Origin of the sequence: Aeromicrobium choanae (genome assembly GCF_900167475.1) — a bacterium.
GTDB lineage: Bacteria > Actinomycetota > Actinomycetes > Propionibacteriales > Nocardioidaceae > Aeromicrobium > Aeromicrobium choanae.
This window is the reverse complement of sequence record NZ_LT796768.1, coordinates 1,149,649-1,167,273: the sequence shown is the minus strand read 5'-3', so window position 1 is coordinate 1,167,273 and position 17,625 is coordinate 1,149,649. Positions and strand designations below refer to the sequence as shown.

Here is a 17,625-nt window from a genome sequence, read left to right as displayed (position 1 = left end):
CTTCGCGCCTGAGGGGGACCCCGCCTCGTCAGTGCGACTGGCGTTGCAGAGCCATCAGCAGCGCACCGCGTCCGGCCTGCTCGAGGTCCGCGCGCAACGCCTCCACGGCCGACTCCTCGTCGATCAGCAGCTTGTCCATGAGGTCACGGTGCAGGGCGGCCAGCTTCGCGACGGTGAAGTCGGGGCGCAGGTTGGCGAGCAGGAGTCGGAGCTCGTCCTCGCACGACTGGTGGGCCGCGAGGAGCCGCTCGTTGCCGGATGCCTCCACGATCGCGCGATGGATCTGGCCGTGGGTCTCGATGAGCGTCCCCCAAGGCGTGTCCTCGGGCAGGGACTCGAGTCGTCGCACCGCGTACTCGACGGGGGAGAGGTCCGCGCGCCGGCTCAGCGCGAGTCGCAGGCTGCCGAGCTCGACCACGCTGCGGAACTCGAAGACCGTGTCGATCCGCTCCCGGGTCAGCGCCGGGACGCGCGCACCCTTGTGGGGCTCGTGGACGACGAGCCCTGTCGCGGTGAGCTGCTTGATCGCCGCGCGAACGGTGTGGCGGCCAGCATCGAAACGCGCGGTGAGCTGCTCCTCGCGGAGGTGCTCGCCGGGAGCGAGGTTCCCGTCGAGGAGATCCGCTCGCAGTGCGGCGACGATCCGATCGGGAGCGCTGATCCTCAGTGGCGTCCCTGCGGAGCCGTCGGCGGACTTCATGCGCAGATCCTTCCACTGGCGGTGCTGGGAGCTGACCGACGACCGGAGCGACGTTCCTTGTCGCGATGGGATGATTGTGGCACAATCGCGTCGAATTGTGACACAATACGCGGACGCGAAGGGAAGCCACTCATGGCGATCGCACCATCCAGGCCCCGCACGCAGCGCAGGCTGCCCCGTTGGAAGGTCCTCGCGCCATTGCTCGGCGTCCGTCGCTGGGAGCGCGACCGTCTGACGCGGCGGTTGCGGCGCGCCCTCACGGTCCCGGATCTCGCCGACATCGCACGTCGCAGGACGCCGCGGTCGGTCTTCGAGTACGTCGACGGAGCGGCTGAGGCCGGACTGGGTCTCGAGCGCGCCCGCCAGGCCTTCGCGAGGGTGGAGTTCGACGCCCGCGTCCTGCGTGACGTGGCCTCGGTGGACACCGGCACCACGATCCTGGGTCGCAGGGCCGACCTCCCCCTCATCCTGGCGCCGACCGGGTTCACCCGGATGATGCACCACGAGGGCGAGCCCGCGGTCGCTCGCGCGGGCGCGACCGCAGGGGTCCCGTACACGCTGTCGACGATGGGCACGACGTCGCCGGCGGACCTCATGGCCGCAGCGCCCACCGGCCGGAACTGGTTCCAGCTCTACCTGTGGCGAGACCGTGCCGCGACGCTCGAGCTGATCGAGTCGGCCCGTGCGGCCGGGTACGACACGCTCGTGCTGACCGTCGACACCCCGGTGGCGGGCAACAGGCTCAGGGACGCGCGCAACGGACTGACCATCCCTCCCACGCTCAACGTCCGGACCTTGCTCGACATGTCCAGGCATCCCTCGTGGTGGGCGAACCTGCTGACCACCGCACCCCTGGAGTTCGCTGCGCTGCGGAAGTTCGACGGCACGGTGGCAGAGCTGGTGAACACCATGTTCGATCCCGCGGTGAGCTTCGAGGACCTCGCATGGCTCCGCAGTCAGTGGGCCGGCAACCTCGTCGTGAAGGGCCTGCAGTCGGTCGACGACGTCCGACTGGTGGTCGACGCCGGTGTCGACGGCATCGTCGTGTCGAACCACGGTGGACGGCAGCTCGATCGAGCAGCCACGCCCCTGGAGCTGCTCCCCGCCGTCGTGGACGCCGTGGAGGGTCGCTGCCAGGTCTTCCTGGACACCGGAATCCTCTCCGGCGCGGACATCGTGGCAGCCCTGGGGATGGGAGCCGACGCCTGCATGGTGGGCCGTGCCTACCTGTACGGCCTGATGGCAGGAGGCGAGCGCGGGGTGGACCGCGCGCTCGACATCCTCCGTTCCGAGATGACGCGAACGATGCAGCTCATGGGTGCGGCGTCTGTCGCCGACCTGCGCGGGAGGGCGCTGCTCCGACCGTGAGATGACGCCGCCGGCGCAGGCCCGGCCCCGGGTCAGTCGCGAGCCGGCGAGGATCGGCTGTGGTCGTCGTCGACCAGATGGGTGCGGTCCCACGCCGACATGACCATGAGCGTCTTCGTGCCCGCGACGATGCCGGTGCGGCGAATGGCGTTGACGACCTGTTGCAGGTGCTCGACGTTGCGGACCCGGAAGCGCACGAGGGCGTCCGGGTCGCCGGCGATCGTGTAGTACTGCTGCACCTCCGGCACGCGCCGGGCGATCTCCTCGATCTTCTCCGTGGCCGTGTCCCCGGTCAGCCGGATCTCGGTGAAGGCATCGATCTCGCCGACGGCCGCGTCATCGATGACGGCGACGTATCCCCGGATCACGCCGGTGTTCTCCAGCTTCTCGATCCGCCGCGCCACCGGCGCGCTCGACAGGCCCACGCGGCGTCCGATCTCACTGACGGGCATCCGTGCGCTCCGTCGCAGGAGGTCGAGGATCTGTCGGTCGATGGCGTCCATTCCGGGCTCCCGTAGACATAGAGGATCATGCGTCGTCCACACGATTCTAGGGGTCGAAAGGACGCAAGACGCACGGATGGGTCCACATTCGCAGGGATCGAGCGGAATGGTTGCGTGGAGACGTGACGCGCACCACGCTTCTGCTGAACCGCCGACCGGAGGAGCGCCATGACCGTGGAGACCCGCACGACCGAGCCCTGGTCCGTCCTTGACGTGACCGGGCACCTGCGCACGGACGACCGCGTCCCGAGCGGCGACACGGCCCTCGACCTGCGCGGGGCCTACCGCGACATGGTGCTCGCCCGACGTGTCGACGCCGAGGCGATCGCCCTGCAGCGCCAGGGTGAGCTCGGTCTCTGGCCGTCCATGCTCGGGCAGGAGGGCGCCCAGGTCGGTGCCGGCTCGGCCCTGCGGCCCCAGGACGTCGTGTTCCCCACCTACCGGGAGCACGCGGTGGCCTGGTGCTTCGGTGTCGATCCGGTCCAGCTGCTCGGTCTGTTCCGTGGCACGACCATGGGTGGCTGGGACCCGCGCGAGCGGAACTTCAACCTCTACACCCTGGTCATCGGGGCACAGACGCTGCACGGCGTCGGATACGCGATGGGGATCGTCCGCGACGGCGACGTCGGCACTGGTGACCCCGAGCGCGACCGCGCCGTCCTGGTCTTCCTCGGTGACGGCGCCCTCAGCGAGGGCGAGACCAACGAGGCCTTCGTCTGGGCCGCGGCGCAGCAGCTCCCGGTGGTCTTCTTCTGCCAGAACAACCAGTGGGCCATCTCGGCGCCCTTCTCGGTGCAGAGCCGGATCCCCGCCGCCGAACGGGCCCAGGGCTTCGGCTTCCCCGGTGTGCGCGTCGACGGCAACGACGTCATCGCCTGCCACGCGGCCACCCAGGAGGCCCTCGCGACGGCTCGCGCCGGTGGCGGGCCGACCCTCATCGAGGCGGTCACCTACCGGCGCAATCCCCACACGACGTCCGACGACGACCTGCGCTACCGCAGCGGCTCCGAGAACGACGAGTGGGAGGGCCGCGACCCGATCGACCGCCTGCGACTGCTGCTCACCGGCGCGGACGCCCCCGAGCGCCTCGACGACGACTTCCTGGCCGAGCTGGCGCAGGAGGAGCAGGCCCTCGCTGAACGGCTGCGGACCGGGTGCCGCGCGCTTCCCGTGCCGTCACCCGAGGACCCGTTCGTCCACACGCTCGAGCAGACGCCTGCCGAGCTGGCCCGACAGCGCGACGAGCACCTGGCTTTCGTCGCCGCCGGAGAAGGAGACCACGCATGACCACCGCGCTGGCCCACGCCCTGAACGCCGGCCTGCGTCACTCGATGGAGTCCGACGACAAGGTCCTGCTGATCGGCGAGGACATCGGCGAGCTGGGGGGCGTCTTCCGCGTCACCGACGGACTCGCGAAGGACTTCGGCGAGGACCGGGTCGTCACGTCGCCGCTCGGTGAGGCCGGCATCGTCGGCAGCGCCATCGGGCTGGCCATGGCCGGCTACCGACCGGTGTGCGAGATCCAGTTCGACGGCTTCGTCTTCCCCGCCATGAACCAGATCATCACCCAGCTCGCCAAGTACCGTCACCGTTCCGAGGGGGCCGTCTCGCTCCCCGTGGTCATCCGCATCCCGGTCGGCGGTGGCATCGGCGCCATCGAGCACCACAGCGAGTCGCCGGAGGCGTACTTCGCCCACACTCCCGGCCTCCGCGTCCTGTGCCCCTCGAGCGCGCAGGACGCGTACGACCTGCTCGGCCAGGCCATCGCCTGCAACGACCCCGTGATCTTCCTCGAGCCCAAGCGCTCGTACTGGGCCAAGGGTGACGTCGACGCCACCGCCGCGCCGTTGCCGATGGACCGGGCGCGCATCGTACGTCCGGGCGACGACCTGACGCTGGTGACCTACGGGGCACTCGTGCCGACCGCGGTCAAGGTGGCCGCCGCGGCCGCCGAGGAAGGACGGTCGATCGAGGTCATCGATCTCCGGTCGCTCTCGCCGATCGACGACGCGACCATCGTCGCCTCGGTCGAGCGGACCGGCCGGCTGGTCGTCGCCCACGAGGCGTCGCAGACCGCGGGACTGGGCTCGGAGGTCGTGGCGCGCGTCCAGGACCAGGTCTTCTACTCGCTGGAGGCGCCGATCATCCGGGTCACGGGATACGACACGCCCTACCCGGCCAGCCGGCTCGAGCACGACTGGCTCCCGAACCTCGACCGCATCCTCGACGCCATCGACCGCAGCTTCACCTACTGAGGGCAGCAGACCACATGACGAACGTCCAGCAGTTCCACCTCCCCGACGTCGGCGAGGGCCTGACCGAGGCCGAGATCGTGACCTGGCTCGTCGCGCCGGGCGACGTCGTCGAGGTCAACCAGACCCTCGTCGAGATCGAGACGGCGAAGTCCCTCGTCGAGCTCCCGTCGCCGTTCGCGGGCGAGGTGACCGAGCTGCACGCCGCTGAGGGCGAGACGGTCGACGTCGGCAGGCCCATCATCAGCATCGCGACCGCCGGAGCCGCGCCGGAGGAGGCACCCGAGAGCCCGGCCGGGCCCGCGGAGGCCGAGCACGAGGCGGCCGACGCCGACGAGCCGAAGCTGCTCGTCGGGTACGGCGCGAAGGAGACGAGTGGCCGGCGTCGGCGCCGTGCTGCCCAGCAGGCTCAGGCCGAGAGGCCCGCGGCTCCGTCGGCGCCCGCAGCGGCACCGGCCGGGCCCGTCAGGACCAAGCCGCCGGTCCGGAAGCTCGCGAAGGTCCTCGGCGTCGATCTGACGTCGCTCACGCCGACCGGACCCGGCGGCATCGTCACCCGCGCTGACGTGCTCGACGCCTCCTCGAGCAACGGCGCGTCCCCCGTGGCCCCCGACCCCGTCGCGACCACGCCCACCGACGCCGCACCGGCCGAGATCCGCATCCCGATCAAGGGCGTGCGCAAGCACACCGCGGCGGCCATGGTCAGCTCGGCCTTCACCGCGCCCCACGTCACCGAGTTCGTGACGCTCGACATCACCGCGACGATGGACCTGCGGGCCCGGGTCGCCGCCCGGCGCGACTTCAAGGACGTCAAGCTCAGCCCCCTGTGCTTCATCGCCAAGGCCTTCCTGCGCGCCATCGAGCGCACCCCCTCGGCGAACTCCCGGTGGGACGAGGCGGCACAGGAGATCGTGCAGATGCGCGAGGTCAACCTCGGCATCGCGGCGGCGACGCCCCGGGGCCTCGTGGTGCCGAACATTCGCAGCGCGCAGCGTCTGGGACTGGCCGAGCTCGCCACGGCCATCGCCGACCTCGCCGCCACGGCCCGGTCGGGCAAGACCCCGCCCGAGGCCATGGCGCAGGGCACGGTCACCATCAGCAACTTCGGCGTCTTCGGCGTCGACACGGGCACCCCGATCCTGAACCCGGGGGAGACCGCGATCCTCGGTGTCGGCACGATCACGCGCCAGCCGTGGGTCGTCGGGGAGGGCGCCGACGAGCGTCTGGAGCCCCGGTGGGTCACGACCCTGGCGCTGTCCTTCGACCATCGGGTCATGGACGGCCAGCAGGGGTCGGAGCTGCTCGCCGACACGGCGGCCTTCCTGCGCGATCCCGCCCTCGCAACGCTCTGACCCGCACCACACGAGAGGTTCACCATGACCCAGAAGTTCGACGTCGTCGTCCTCGGAGCCGGACCCGGCGGCTACGTCGCCGCGATCCGCGCGGCCCAGCTGGGCCAGCGCGTCGCGGTGGTCGAGGAGAGGTACTGGGGAGGCGTCTGCCTGAACGTCGGGTGCATCCCGTCGAAGGCGCTGCTGCGGAACGCCGAGATCGCGAGCACCTATCGCCACCACGCTGCCGACTTCGGCATCGTCGGTGACGTCTCGTTCGACTTCGGGGTGGCCCACGACCGCAGCCGCAAGGTCGCCGACGGCCGGGTCAAGGGCGTCCACTTCCTGATGACGAAGAACGGGATCACCGAGCTCGACGGTCGCGGGGTGCTGACCGGTCCGCGGACCATGGACGTGCGGCGCCCCGACGGGACGGTCGAGCAGATCGAGTTCGAGCACGCCATCATCGCCACGGGGTCGCGGACCAGGATGCTGCCCGGCGTGGAGCGGTCGGCCCGGGTCGTGACCTACGAGGAGCAGATCCTCGACCGCGACCTCCCGGGGTCGATGCTGGTGGTGGGAGCCGGTGCGATCGGCATGGAGCTGGGCTACGTCGCCCGGGCGTACGGCGTCGACGTCACCGTGGTGGAGTACCTCGACCGCGCACTGCCGAACGAGGATCCCGAGGTCTCGAGGGAGATCGCCCGGGCCTACAAGAAGCTCGGCATCGACGTCCTCACGTCGACGAAGGTCGAATCCGTCACCGATCATGGCGACCGGGTCACGGTCGTGTACTCCCGTGGCGACGTGCAGGAGAGCGTTGACGTCGACCGGGTGCTGGTGTCGGTCGGGTTCGCGCCCAACGTCGAGGGCATCGGTCTGGAGGCGGCGGGCATCGAGCTCGACGAACGCGGAGCGATCGCGATCGACGAGAGGATGAGGACGAACGTCCCCCACATCCACGCGATCGGCGACGTGACGATGAAGCTCCAGCTGGCGCACGTCGCCGAGGCCCAGGGCATCGTGGCGGCCGAGACGATCGCCGGAGCGCAGACGATGGAGCTCGGGGACTACCGCATGATGCCGCGGGCGACCTTCAGCCAACCTCAGGTCGCCAGCTTCGGGCTGACCGAGGCCGAGGCGGTCGCCGAGGGCCACGAGGTCACGGTCGTGAAGTTCCCGTTCTCGGCCAACGGCAAGGCCCACGGGCTCGGGGAGCCGACGGGCTTCGTCAAGCTGGTCGCCGGTGCGGAGCACGGCGAGCTCCTCGGCGGTCACCTGGTCGGCCCCGACGTGTCCGAGCTCCTGCCCGAGCTGACGCTCGCCCAGAAGTGGGACCTCGGCGCGTTCGAGCTGGCGCGGAACGTGCACACGCACCCCACGCTCAGCGAGGCGCTGCAGGAGACCTTCCACGGCCTCGCCGGCCACATGATCAACCTCTGACCCGCCCGCCCGGCCAGCGCACCGCGCCCCTCGAGAGCAAGGAACCCCATGCCCGCCCAGCGCCTCATGCCCACCGACGAGTCCGCCGACCTCATCGAGCTGACCCGCAGCATCGTCGACAAGGAGCTGCGTCCGGTCATCGCCGGCTTCGACGCGTCCGCGACCTTCCCCCGAGACGTCTTCCGGACGCTCGGGCGGGCCGGTCTGCTGTCGCTGCCGTACCCGGAGGAGGTCGGGGGTGGTGGCCAGTCGTACGAGGTGTACCTGCAGGCGCTGGAGGAAATCGCCTCGGCGTCCGCTTCGGTCGGCGTCGGGGTCAGCGTGCACGCCCTGTCGTGCTTCGGGCTGTTCACCGCCGGGACCGACGACCAGAGGCAGGAGTGGCTGCCCGAGATGCTGTCGGGTGAGCTGCTGGGCGCGTACTGCCTCTCGGAGGCGCACGCGGGCTCGGACCCCGCGGCCATGCGGACCCGCGCGGTGCGCGAGGGGGACGAGTACGTCATCACCGGCGCCAAGGCGTGGACGACGCACGGTGGCCGGGCCGACTTCTACAAGGTCATGGCGCGCACGTCGGACGACGGCCCGCGAGGCATCAGCTGCTTCCTGGTGCCGGCTGACACACCCGGCCTGACGGCCGACAATCCCGAGCAGAAGATGGGCCTGATGAGCTCGACCACCGCGACGATGCTGTTCGACGGCGTCCGCGTCCCGGCCGAGCGACGCCTCGGAGCGGAGGGGCAGGGCCTGCCCATCGCGCTGGCCGGGCTCGACGCGGGGCGCATCGGCATCGCCGCCGTCGCCACCGGCCTGGCGCAGGAGGCGCTCGACGTCGCACTCGCGTACGCCAAGGAGCGGGAGGCGTTCGGCAAGGCGATCATCGACCACCAGGGACTCGCGTTCCTGCTGGCCGACATGGCCGCCGCGGTCGAGTCGGCCCGTGCCACCTACCTCGCCGCGGCCCGACTCAAGGACGCGGGCCGTCCGTACTCGCGGCAGGCGTCGATCGCCAAGTTGGCCTGCACCGACAACGCCATGAAGGTCACGACCGACGCGGTGCAGGTCCTGGGCGGCGCCGGCTACACCAAGGACTTCCCCGTCGAGCGGTTCATGCGCGAGGCCAAGGTGATGCAGATCTTCGAGGGCACCAACCAGATCCAACGCCTCGTCATCAGCCGCAGCCTCGCGCGCTGACCCCCCCCACGACCCCAGGAGAACCATGCAGCTCATCGACACCGCCGCCATCGTCACGGGCGGGGCGTCCGGACTCGGCGCCGCGACCGCGCGAGCCCTCGCCGAGAAGGGTGCGACCGTCCACGCGCTCGACCTGCCGGCGGCGATCGAGCAGGCGTCCCAGGTGCCCGGAGTGACCTACGTGGCAGCCGACGTGACCGACGAGTCCCAGGTCGGCGCCGCCGTCGCGACGGCCAGCGCCGACGCTCCGCTGCGCACCGTGGTGAGCTGCGCCGGCATCGCCCCGTCGGCACGCATCCTGGGCCGCAGGGGCGTCCACGACCTGGCCCTCTACGCCAAGGTCGTGCAGATCAACCTCGTCGGCACGTTCACCGTGCTCGCCCTGGGGTCGGAGGCCATCGCCGCGACCGAGCCCGACGAGCACGGCCAGCGCGGGGTCATCGTCAACACCGCCTCGATCGCCGCCTACGACGGACAGGTCGGCCAGGTCGCCTACGCCTCGTCGAAGGGCGGCGTCGTCGGCATGACCCTGCCTGCCGCCCGCGACCTCGCGCAGCACGGCATCCGCGTGTGCACCATCGCGCCGGGCATCGTCGACACGCCGATGCTGGCCACCGTCAGCGACGAGTTCCGGGCGGGCCTGGCCGCCGGCGTCCCGTTCCCGCAACGCCTGTGCTCGCCGGCCGAGTACGCCCAGCTCGTCACGATGGTCGTCGATCACGACTACCTCAACGGCGAGACCATCCGGATGGACGGCGCCCTGCGGATGGCGCCCCGATAGGCGACGGAGTGCGAGCTCGTCGCGCCCTCGGCCGTGGGATGATGCCTCGATGAACGCGTCGGCCGGACCCGAGCGCTCCGGTGTGCCCGACTGGCTCCGGATGCTCGACGACGACGTGTCGGCCAACGAGATCGAGGAGCATCGCGCCCGTCTCCTGGCGGAGGCTCCGGCCGAGCGGCACGCGGCGCTGCAGACGGAGGTCGACCTCGTTCGGACCATCCGCGACCGCCTCGACGAGCGGCGTCGGGTGGCGCGTGAGCTGGCGGCACTGAACGACCTCGCGCGACGGCTCGCCACCCTGCACGACCCGGCTGACGTGCTGCAGCAGGTGGCGGTGCAGGCGCGCCAGCTGCTCGCCGTCGACGTCGCCTACATCATGCTGCGCCAGCCCGACGGGATGCTGCGCATCGAGTACGCCGACGGGTCCATGGGGTCGGCGCTCACCGGCATCGAGCTGCACGAGGGCGAAGGTCTGGGCGGCGAGGTCGTGCGCACCGGACGGCCCATGTGGACCCGGTCCTACCTCACCGACGAGTCGATCGCCCGGCTCCCTGCCGGCGACGCCGCGGCCGTCAGCGAGCAGCTGGGAGGCATCGTCGGCGTGCCACTGCGTGTCGGCGCCGAGCCGACCGACACGCTCGGCGTCCTCCTGGCGGCCGATCGTCGGCCCCGGCGGTTCCACGAGCACGAGATCGAGTTGCTGGCCGCGCTGGCGGCGCATGCCGCGGTCGCGCTCCGCAATGCCACCCTCTTCGAGTCCTACCAGGCCGCCCTCGACGAGGTGAGCGAGAGCAACACGACCTTGCAGCAGGCGAGCGAGCTGCGCGAGACTCTGGCTGATGTCGTGGTGCGTGGCGGCGGCGTCGCGGACGTCGCCGATGTCATCGCGCGTGCCGTCGGTGCGGCCGTCGCCGTCGTCGATCGCACGGGGGAGGTGCTCAATCCCGGACCTTCGGTCGCCGAGGTGCCCGTGCCGGACGACCTCTCCCGGTTCGACGACGCCCGGACGCACACGTGGGAGACCGAGTCGGGACACCACGTCTCGGCCACGGCGATCGCGCTGAGGGACGGTGTCGGAGGAGCACTCGTGGTGGCGACGAGCGCGCCCATGAGCCCGAACGCGCTGCGCCTGCTGGAGACGGGCGCCGTGGCGGTGGCGCTCGCCGTGGTGTCGGAGCGAGCCGTGGCCCTCGCCGAGCTGCGATCGCGCGGCGAGCTGCTGGCTGCGGCGCTCACCTCAGGTCTCGACGAGGCCGGCCTGCGTCGTCGGGCTCGAGCCGCCGGGGTGGACCTGGACGCGAGCGGCTCGGTCCTGGTGCTCGACCACGGAGTGGAGGCCGAGCGAGCTCAGCGACGTCTGGGTGAACGGGTCGCGGCCGCCCTCGGTGGCTGGTCGGCCGACCACGCCGGCCACACCGTCGTGCTGCTGCCACGCGTGGAGCCGGTCGTGGCTCGCGACCGCGTGGTGCGCGTCGAAGGACCCGAGCTGCCCGGCGCGGTCGGCGTCGCGGTCTGGCCGGGCGGGGTGACGGCGCTGCGCGCGGCGCACGAGTCGGCGCGCCAGACCGCCGCGCTGCTCGTGGCTCTGGATCGCGGCCACTCCTGTGCGCTCGTCGCCGAGACCAGTCCTTACGCGTCGTTGTTCGGGAGGGCCGGCCGCGGGGACGCCAGGGCATTCGTCGACGACCAGATCGGCGCGCTCGTGCGGCACGACGCCGAGAGGAACCGCCACCTGGTCGACACGCTGGAGACGTACCTGGGCCAGGCGCAGCACCACGCTCGCACCTGCGCGGCGCTGCACGTGCACGTCAACACCCTCTACCAGCGGCTCGACCGGATCACCGAGCTGCTCGGTGACGACTGGCGCGGCACCGACCGCGCCCTGGAGCTCCAGCTCGCGCTGCGGTTGCGCAGGCTCGCGGAGCGCCTCGACACCCACGGGTGAGAACCTCCACTCGGAGCGCACAACGCCGGAGAGTTCCTCCATGTGACGCGGGCCACAGGCCTGGTCTTCTGATTCCCGTGACCACCACATCCATCCGTAGGCGCCGCGCATGACCACGTCCGTCGCGCGGGACGTCGCGGTCACCGCCATCGCCGAGGAGCTCGTCGGTCTGCTGCCCGCGGGGGCCGTGCTGACCGAGCCCGACGTCATGGAGGGCATGAGCCGGGACCAGGCGGCGTGGGCGCCGTACGGACGACCCGCCGCCGTGGTCCGCGCCACGTCCACCGACGACGTCGTGCAGGTCGTCCGTGCCTGCCTGCGGCACGGCGTTCCCGTCGTCGCCCGCGGCGCCGGCACCGGGCTCTCCGGCGGAGCGAACGCCCTCGACGGCTGTGTCGTGGTCTCGCTCGAGCGCATGAACCGGGTGCTGGAGATCAACCGCCTGGAGCGGCTCGCCGTCGTGCAGCCCGGCGTGGTCAACGACGTGTTGCGCGAGACGGTGGCCGAGCACGGTCTCTGGTACCCGCCGGACCCCGCCAGCTCCCCGTGGTCGACGATCGGCGGCAACGTCGCGACCAACGCCGGAGGGCTGTGCTGCGTCAAGTACGGCGTCACCCGCGACTACGTCCTGCAGCTCGAGGTCGTCACGGGCCGCGGTGAGGTCGTCCGGCTCGGCCGGCGCACCGCCAAGGGCGTCGCGGGCTACGACCTGATGGGCCTCGTCGTCGGGTCCGAGGGCACGCTCGGCATCGTCACCGAGGTCACCGTCCGCCTCCGCCCGCTGCCTGCCCCGGCCGTGACGGTCGCCGGCTTCTTCTCCTCCGTCGTGGATGCCGGCGCGGCCGTGCGGGCCGTGGGCGAGGCCGGCCTGGTGCCGTCCGCACTCGAGCTGGTCGACCGGCACTGCCTGCGGGCCGTCGACGCGTGGAAGAACATGGGCCTGTCGACCGAGGCCGAGGTCGTCCTGCTGGGCCGCTTCGACGAGCCGGGCGAGACCGGCGAGGCTCTCGCCGAGCAGATGGTCGCGTGCTTCCGTGGCGCCGGCGCCACCTGGGCCGAGCGCTCGACCGACGAGGACGAGGCCGAGGCGCTGTTCGCCGCCCGCCGCCTGGCCTATCCAGCGCTCGAACGCCTCGGACCGGTCCTGACCGAGGACGTCTGCGTCCCCAAGGAGCAGGTGCCGGAGATGCTGGCGCGCATCGAGCGCATCGCGGTCCGCCACGACATCGTGATCGCGAACATCGCCCACGCCGGGGACGGGAACCTGCACCCGCTGCTGGTGACGCCCCCGGGCGACGAGGTGGCCCGGGCGCGCGCCGAGGCCGCTTTCGACGACATCATCGCCGACGCCATCGCGCTCGGGGGCACCGTCACGGGCGAGCACGGCGTCGGCCTGCTCAAGCGCGAGGGCCTCACCGCCGAGCTGTCGGCCGAGGTCGTCGAGATGCACCGCGCCGTGAAGGCCGCCCTCGATCCGTCCCACCTGTTCAACCCCGGCAAGGTCTTCACCTCGCCGCCGACCACATCGACCGCACCCCCCACAGGAGAAATGTCATGACCCGTCCGTCCACCACCCGCAAGCTCTTCGGTGCCCTCGGCGCCGGGGCGCTCGTCCTCGCCCTGGCCGCATGCGGTGGCGGCGAGGATGGCGACGGCGACTCGGCCGCCGCCGCGAACCAGCTCACCTGGAACTACAGCCTCCCCGACTCCGCCCCGGTGCTGCTCGGCATCGAGGAGGGCATCTTCGAGAAGCACGGCATCGACCTCGTCGCCGAGGAGGCCGCGGCCACCGACCTCGTCGGTGCCCTGATCTCCGGCAAGGTCGACCTGAGCGTCAACACCGGCCCGGGCATGGCCGTGGCCGCCGGGCAGAACGTCCCCGTCGTCGCGGTCAGCGGTGTCAGCACCTTCGAGGCGGGCGCCTCGGGCAGCTCGGGCTCGGCGCTCGTCGTGCCGAAGGGCAGCGACATCACGACGCCCAAGGACCTCGAGGGTCGCAAGGTCGGCGTAAACCTGCTGAAGTCGGCCTCGGAGTTCGGGGTGCGCCAGGTCGTCGTCGACGACGGAGGCGACGACAAGAAGGTGGAGATCGTCGAGGTGCCCTTCGCTGCCGTCGCCGACGCCTTCGCCTCCGGTGACATCGACGCGGCCCTCGTGGCCGACCCGTTCATGACGCAGCTGATCGACGGTGGCGCCGAGGTGCCGTTCGGTGATCCGATCGAGACGGTCTTCGCCGAGTCGCCCCGCCTGGTCATGACCGCGACCCGCGAGTGGGCCGACGCCAACTCCGACACCGTCGACGCCCTGCAGGACGCCGTCGCCGAGTCGATCGAGCTGGCCGACGAGGACCCGGACAAGCTCATCCCGATCTTCGAGAAGTACTTCAAGATGAAGCCGGAGGTCGCCAAGGCCACGAAGATCAACAAGCTTCAGGCCGACATCTCGCCCTCGAGCTTCGACACCATCAACGACGTCCTGGCCCAGTACGGCGGCATCGCGAAGCCGATCGACGTCGAGCAGGTCGTGGCGAAGTGACCGTGTCCGAGCGCGTCGCGGAGGATCGGGAGGTGGTGTCCGGCGCAGCGACGTCGGCACCGGTCCCGCCCTCCGCGGCGCGGCGGACCCGCCGCGCCGTGCCCGCCCTGGTCAGCCAGGTCGCGGCCGTCGCGGCGGCCCTGGCCGTGTGGTCGTGGCTCGCCGTCACCGACCAGGTCAGCGACTCGGCGCTGGCCGGCAGCGTCGAGTCCTTCGCCCGCCTGGCCGAGGTGCTGGGCACCTCCGAGGCCTGGACCGCCATCGGTCAGACGCTCACCGCCTGGTCGATCGGCCTCGCCGTGGCCCTGGCCGTGGCCATCCCGATCGGGCTGCTGCTGGGCCGGAGCACGCTCGCCTACCGCAGCTCGAGGTTCACGATCGACTTCCTGCGCACGATCCCCGCGCTCGGCCTGATCCCCCTGGCGGCGCTCGTCTACGGCGCGAGCCGGGAGGCCGTGCTGCTCATCGTCATCCCCGCCTGCATCTGGCCCCTGCTCCTGCAGACGATCTACGGCGTGCGGGACACCGATCCACTGGCGATCGAGACGGCTCACAGCTACGGGCTCGGCCGGTGGTCGATCCTCGGCCGCGTCGTGCTGCCCAGCGCCATGCCGTACATCGCCACGGGCGTGCGGCTGTCGGCGATCATCGCGATGCTCCTGGTGATCTCGGTCGAGCTGCTGGTCCTGGTGCCCGGCGTCGGCTCACTGATCGCCGTGGCGCAGCGCAACGGCGAGACCGTCGACGTCTACGCCTACACGCTGCTGTCCGGCTTCCTCGGCCTCGCCGTCGTGCTGCTGTTCAGGCGCCTGGAGCGTCGGGTCATCGCCTGGCACCCGTCCGTTCGGGGGCACCGATGAGGCGCCGGCTGACGGCGCTGGCCGTCGAGGCCTGGCTGCCCGTCGCGCTCGTGACCACGTGGTGGTTCGCCTCGGCCAACAGCACGTCGATCTACTTCCCGCCGCTGCAGACGATCCTCGAGCGATTCCAGGAGCTGTGGCTCTTCGAGCGGGTCCCGACCGACGTGGCGTTCAGCCTCACCAACCTGGGTCTGGGACTCGTTGCCGGGCTGCTCGCAGCCCTGGCCGCGGGCGTGGCGCTGGGGCTGATGCCCCGGGTCAACACCGCCCTGACCCCGCTCTTCGAGTTCATGCGCGCGACGCCCATCGTGGCGCTGCTCCCGCTCATCGTGGCGATGTTCGGTCTCGGCGTGACGTCGAAGGTCGTCATCATCGCGCTGGGCGCGTTCTGGCCGACCTTCCTCAACACCGTCGACGGGGTGCGCGCCGTGGACCCCCTGGTGCGCGACGTCGCTCGCACGTACCGGCTCTCGGCGGCCACGCTGGTGACCCGGGTGATGCTCCCCAACGCCGCGCCGCAGATCATGGTCGGTGTGCGGACCAGCGTCTCCGTGGCCGTCGTCGTCATGGTCGGTAGCGAGCTCTTCGGGTCCAGCGAGGGCATCGGCTACTTCATCCTGCAGTCGCAGCGCAGCTACGCGATCGCCGACATGTGGTCCGGGCTGATCCTGCTCGGTCTGATCGGCTACGCCCTCAACCTGCTCAGCGCCGGCGTCGAGCGGCTCGTGCTGTCATGGCACGAAGGCCGTCGTGCCGGTTCGACCACCGTCGCCGCCGGCGGCGCCTGATCCCTCGGAGTCCTCATGAACCAGTCATCCACGGTCCCCGCCGTCCGCATCGCCGGACTGCAGCAGACCTTCGACGTCAACGGAGCCTCGCGACACGTGCTCGACGGCGTCGACCTCGAGATCCGGACGGGAGAGACCGTCTGCGTCGTGGGCCACTCGGGCACGGGCAAGTCGACGTTGCTGCGCTGCGTCGCCGGGCTCCAGCGGCCCAGCGGGGGAGAGGTCGCGGTGGCGGGGCAGGCCGTGGCGGGTCCGCCGGACGACCTGGCGGTCGTGTTCCAGGACTACGGCCGCTCGCTCATGCCGTGGCTGCGCATCCGCGAGAACGTCACGTTGCCGTTGCGTCGCTCGCTGTCGCGGCAGGAACGCAACGCCCGTGCCGCCGAGGCGCTGGCCGCCGTCGGTCTGGACGGTGTCGAGCGGCTCTACCCCTGGCAGGTGTCCGGCGGCATGCAGCAGCGCGTGGCCATCGCGCGAGCCCTGGCCTACCGGCCGCAGGTGCTGCTGATGGACGAGCCGTTCGCGTCGGTGGACGCCCAGACCCGTGCCGACCTGGAGGACCTGGTCGTGCGCATCGCGGCCGAGTCCCGGCTGACCCTGATGGTCGTCACCCACGACATCGACGAGGCGGTCTACCTCGGCGACCGGGTCGTCGTGCTGGCGGGCAAGCCGGCGCGGATCGCCGCCGACCTCGAGGTCGACCTGCCGCCCGGCCGCGACCAGCTGACGACGAAGGCCGATCCGGAGTTCCTGCGCCTGCGCGGCGAGGTCATGAGCCTCATCCGCCGCGAGACGGCGAGCATCGCCGAAGGGGTGTCGGCATGAGCGCCACGATCGAGGTGGTCGAGGCCGTGGCCGGGCCGTTCGAGGTGTTGAGCCGGCCCGGCACGACCGAGCCGGTGCTGGCGGTGCACGGTGTGTCCAGCAACAACCGGTTGTGGTCGTGGGTCCTCGACGCCGCGCCGGAGGTGAGCATGATCGCTCCCGACCTCGCAGGCCGCGGAGGGTCGCCGGCGCGCCCCGGTCCGTCCTCGGTGGCCGAGCACGCCGACCAGCTGGTGACCCTGCTGGACGCGCTGGGACTCGATCGTGTCCACCTCCTCGGCATGTCCCTGGGCGGCTTCATCGTCAGCGAGCTCGCCGCCCGTCACCCTGAGCGCGTCCGCACCGTCACCCTGGTCGACGGCGGGCTGCCGCTCGACTTCGGCGAGCAGGGACCGCCGCCGGCCGCGGCAGTGGCCTCTCAGTTCCGCGCGCAGTACGCCGCCGACCGGGTCTGGGCCGACGAGTCGGCGTACCTCGACCACTACCGGGGGAGCGTGGCGCCGTTGACGGGCGCCGACGACCCGCGCATGCGGACCCTCGTGGGGCATGACCTCGCGGAGGTCGACGGCGGGCTGTCGGTGCACCGGGACCTCGAGACGGTCGTCGACGACGCGGTCTCGGTCTTCACCTCCGAGGCTCCGGCCGCGGCGCTCGCCGCCGTGCGGGCACCGATGAGGCTGGTCTACGCGCCCTGGAGCATCGGCGTCGACTCGGCTCCGATGTACGCGTCCGCCCACGTGGAGCGCTTGGTCGCGACGACGCCGTCGCTCGTCTCAGCCGCTCTCGTGGACGGTGTCGATCACGCGGCGATCATCATGACCGACCACGGTGCGGCGGCCTGCGCCGCGGCGCTGCGTGCCAACCTCGAGTCGTGAGTGAGGCGAGGGGCGCCCACGCGTCCCCGTCGCAGCTGCCCCGTGGTGGGCCCCGTGGGACTCGAACCCACAACCCGCGGATTAAAAGTCCGCTGCTCTGCCAATTGAGCTAGAGGCCCGCGCCGGTGGCGCAGGGACCAGTGTGCCAGCCGGGACGGGGACGCTCAGCCCCGGCGGAGCATCGCGCGCGACTCCAAGGCCTGTCGCCCCGAGCACCCGACTTTTGTG

The 17,625-nt window shown here is 71.5% G+C and carries 16 protein-coding genes and 1 tRNA gene; 14 read left to right on the top strand and 3 right to left on the bottom strand.

Annotated elements, in window-relative coordinates:
• Nucleotides 1-28: 28 nt before the first annotated feature.
• A complete protein-coding gene (locus B5D60_RS05745) occupies nucleotides 29-700 on the bottom strand; it encodes a GntR family transcriptional regulator (protein ID WP_078699260.1) in 672 nt (223 codons plus the stop codon).
• Between the two features lie 132 nt (nucleotides 701-832).
• On the opposite strand from B5D60_RS05745, the gene B5D60_RS05740 reads away from it, so the two are divergent.
• Nucleotides 833-2,068 (top strand): alpha-hydroxy acid oxidase, encoded by a 1,236-nt coding sequence (locus tag B5D60_RS05740; RefSeq protein ID WP_078699259.1) that lies wholly within the window; start codon nucleotides 833-835, stop codon nucleotides 2,066-2,068.
• 32 nt (nucleotides 2,069-2,100) lie between these two features.
• Here the strand turns inward: B5D60_RS05740 and B5D60_RS05735 are convergent, their stop codons facing one another.
• Nucleotides 2,101-2,571, bottom strand: a complete 471-nt coding sequence (locus B5D60_RS05735; RefSeq protein WP_078699258.1) for an Lrp/AsnC family transcriptional regulator — start codon at nucleotides 2,569-2,571, stop codon at nucleotides 2,101-2,103.
• A 168-nt stretch (nucleotides 2,572-2,739) separates the two neighbouring features.
• Between B5D60_RS05735 and B5D60_RS05730 the strand changes: the two genes are divergently transcribed.
• The 13 genes from B5D60_RS05730 (at nucleotide 2,740) to B5D60_RS05670 (ending at nucleotide 17,397) form a co-directional block, all read left to right on the top strand.
• On the top strand, nucleotides 2,740-3,858 hold the full coding sequence (locus B5D60_RS05730) for a thiamine pyrophosphate-dependent enzyme (protein ID WP_078699257.1): 1,119 nt from the start codon (nucleotides 2,740-2,742) through the stop codon (nucleotides 3,856-3,858).
• Complete coding sequence (locus tag B5D60_RS05725) at nucleotides 3,855-4,826, top strand: alpha-ketoacid dehydrogenase subunit beta (protein WP_078699256.1); 972 nt, start codon at nucleotides 3,855-3,857, stop codon at nucleotides 4,824-4,826. The genes B5D60_RS05730 and B5D60_RS05725 overlap by 4 nt, the downstream gene beginning before the upstream one ends.
• Nucleotides 4,827-4,840: 14 nt before the next feature.
• The gene (locus tag B5D60_RS05720) at nucleotides 4,841-6,175 is read left to right on the top strand and encodes a dihydrolipoamide acetyltransferase family protein (RefSeq protein ID WP_078699255.1); all 1,335 of its coding nucleotides are present in this window, start codon (nucleotides 4,841-4,843) and stop codon (nucleotides 6,173-6,175) included.
• A 24-nt stretch (nucleotides 6,176-6,199) separates the two neighbouring features.
• Entirely contained in the window at nucleotides 6,200-7,597 is a 1,398-nt protein-coding gene (gene lpdA / locus B5D60_RS05715; RefSeq protein WP_078699254.1) for a dihydrolipoyl dehydrogenase, read from the top strand.
• A gap of 48 nt (nucleotides 7,598-7,645) precedes the next feature.
• Complete coding sequence (locus B5D60_RS05710) at nucleotides 7,646-8,788, top strand: acyl-CoA dehydrogenase family protein (protein WP_078699253.1); 1,143 nt, start codon at nucleotides 7,646-7,648, stop codon at nucleotides 8,786-8,788.
• A 25-nt stretch (nucleotides 8,789-8,813) separates the two neighbouring features.
• Nucleotides 8,814-9,569 carry an SDR family NAD(P)-dependent oxidoreductase gene (locus tag B5D60_RS05705; RefSeq protein WP_078699252.1) on the top strand — a complete coding sequence of 252 codons (756 nt, stop codon included), beginning with the start codon at nucleotides 8,814-8,816 and terminating at the stop codon, nucleotides 9,567-9,569.
• Between the two features lie 49 nt (nucleotides 9,570-9,618).
• On the top strand, nucleotides 9,619-11,514 hold the full coding sequence (locus B5D60_RS05700) for a helix-turn-helix domain-containing protein (RefSeq protein ID WP_078699251.1): 1,896 nt from the start codon (nucleotides 9,619-9,621) through the stop codon (nucleotides 11,512-11,514).
• 109 nt (nucleotides 11,515-11,623) lie between these two features.
• Nucleotides 11,624-13,072, top strand: coding sequence for an FAD-binding oxidoreductase (locus B5D60_RS05695; RefSeq protein WP_078699250.1), 1,449 nt, complete (start codon nucleotides 11,624-11,626; stop codon nucleotides 13,070-13,072).
• Nucleotides 13,069-14,049 (top strand): ABC transporter substrate-binding protein, encoded by a 981-nt coding sequence (locus tag B5D60_RS05690; protein WP_078699249.1) that lies wholly within the window; start codon nucleotides 13,069-13,071, stop codon nucleotides 14,047-14,049. The genes B5D60_RS05695 and B5D60_RS05690 overlap by 4 nt, the downstream gene beginning before the upstream one ends.
• A 32-nt stretch (nucleotides 14,050-14,081) precedes the next feature.
• Entirely contained in the window at nucleotides 14,082-14,909 is an 828-nt protein-coding gene (locus B5D60_RS05685) for an ABC transporter permease (RefSeq protein ID WP_172806264.1), read from the top strand.
• Entirely contained in the window at nucleotides 14,906-15,697 is a 792-nt protein-coding gene (locus tag B5D60_RS05680) for an ABC transporter permease (protein ID WP_078699247.1), read from the top strand. The genes B5D60_RS05685 and B5D60_RS05680 overlap by 4 nt, the downstream gene beginning before the upstream one ends.
• 15 nt (nucleotides 15,698-15,712) lie before the next feature.
• Complete coding sequence (locus B5D60_RS05675; protein WP_078699246.1) at nucleotides 15,713-16,522, top strand: ABC transporter ATP-binding protein; 810 nt, start codon at nucleotides 15,713-15,715, stop codon at nucleotides 16,520-16,522.
• Nucleotides 16,519-17,397 carry an alpha/beta fold hydrolase gene (locus B5D60_RS05670; RefSeq protein WP_078699245.1) on the top strand — a complete coding sequence of 293 codons (879 nt, stop codon included), beginning with the start codon at nucleotides 16,519-16,521 and terminating at the stop codon, nucleotides 17,395-17,397. The genes B5D60_RS05675 and B5D60_RS05670 overlap by 4 nt, the downstream gene beginning before the upstream one ends.
• Before the next feature lie 43 nt (nucleotides 17,398-17,440).
• Here B5D60_RS05670 and B5D60_RS05665 read toward each other — a convergent pair.
• Nucleotides 17,441-17,516 (bottom strand) — tRNA-Lys (locus B5D60_RS05665).
• Between the last annotated feature and the right edge of the window lie 109 nt (nucleotides 17,517-17,625).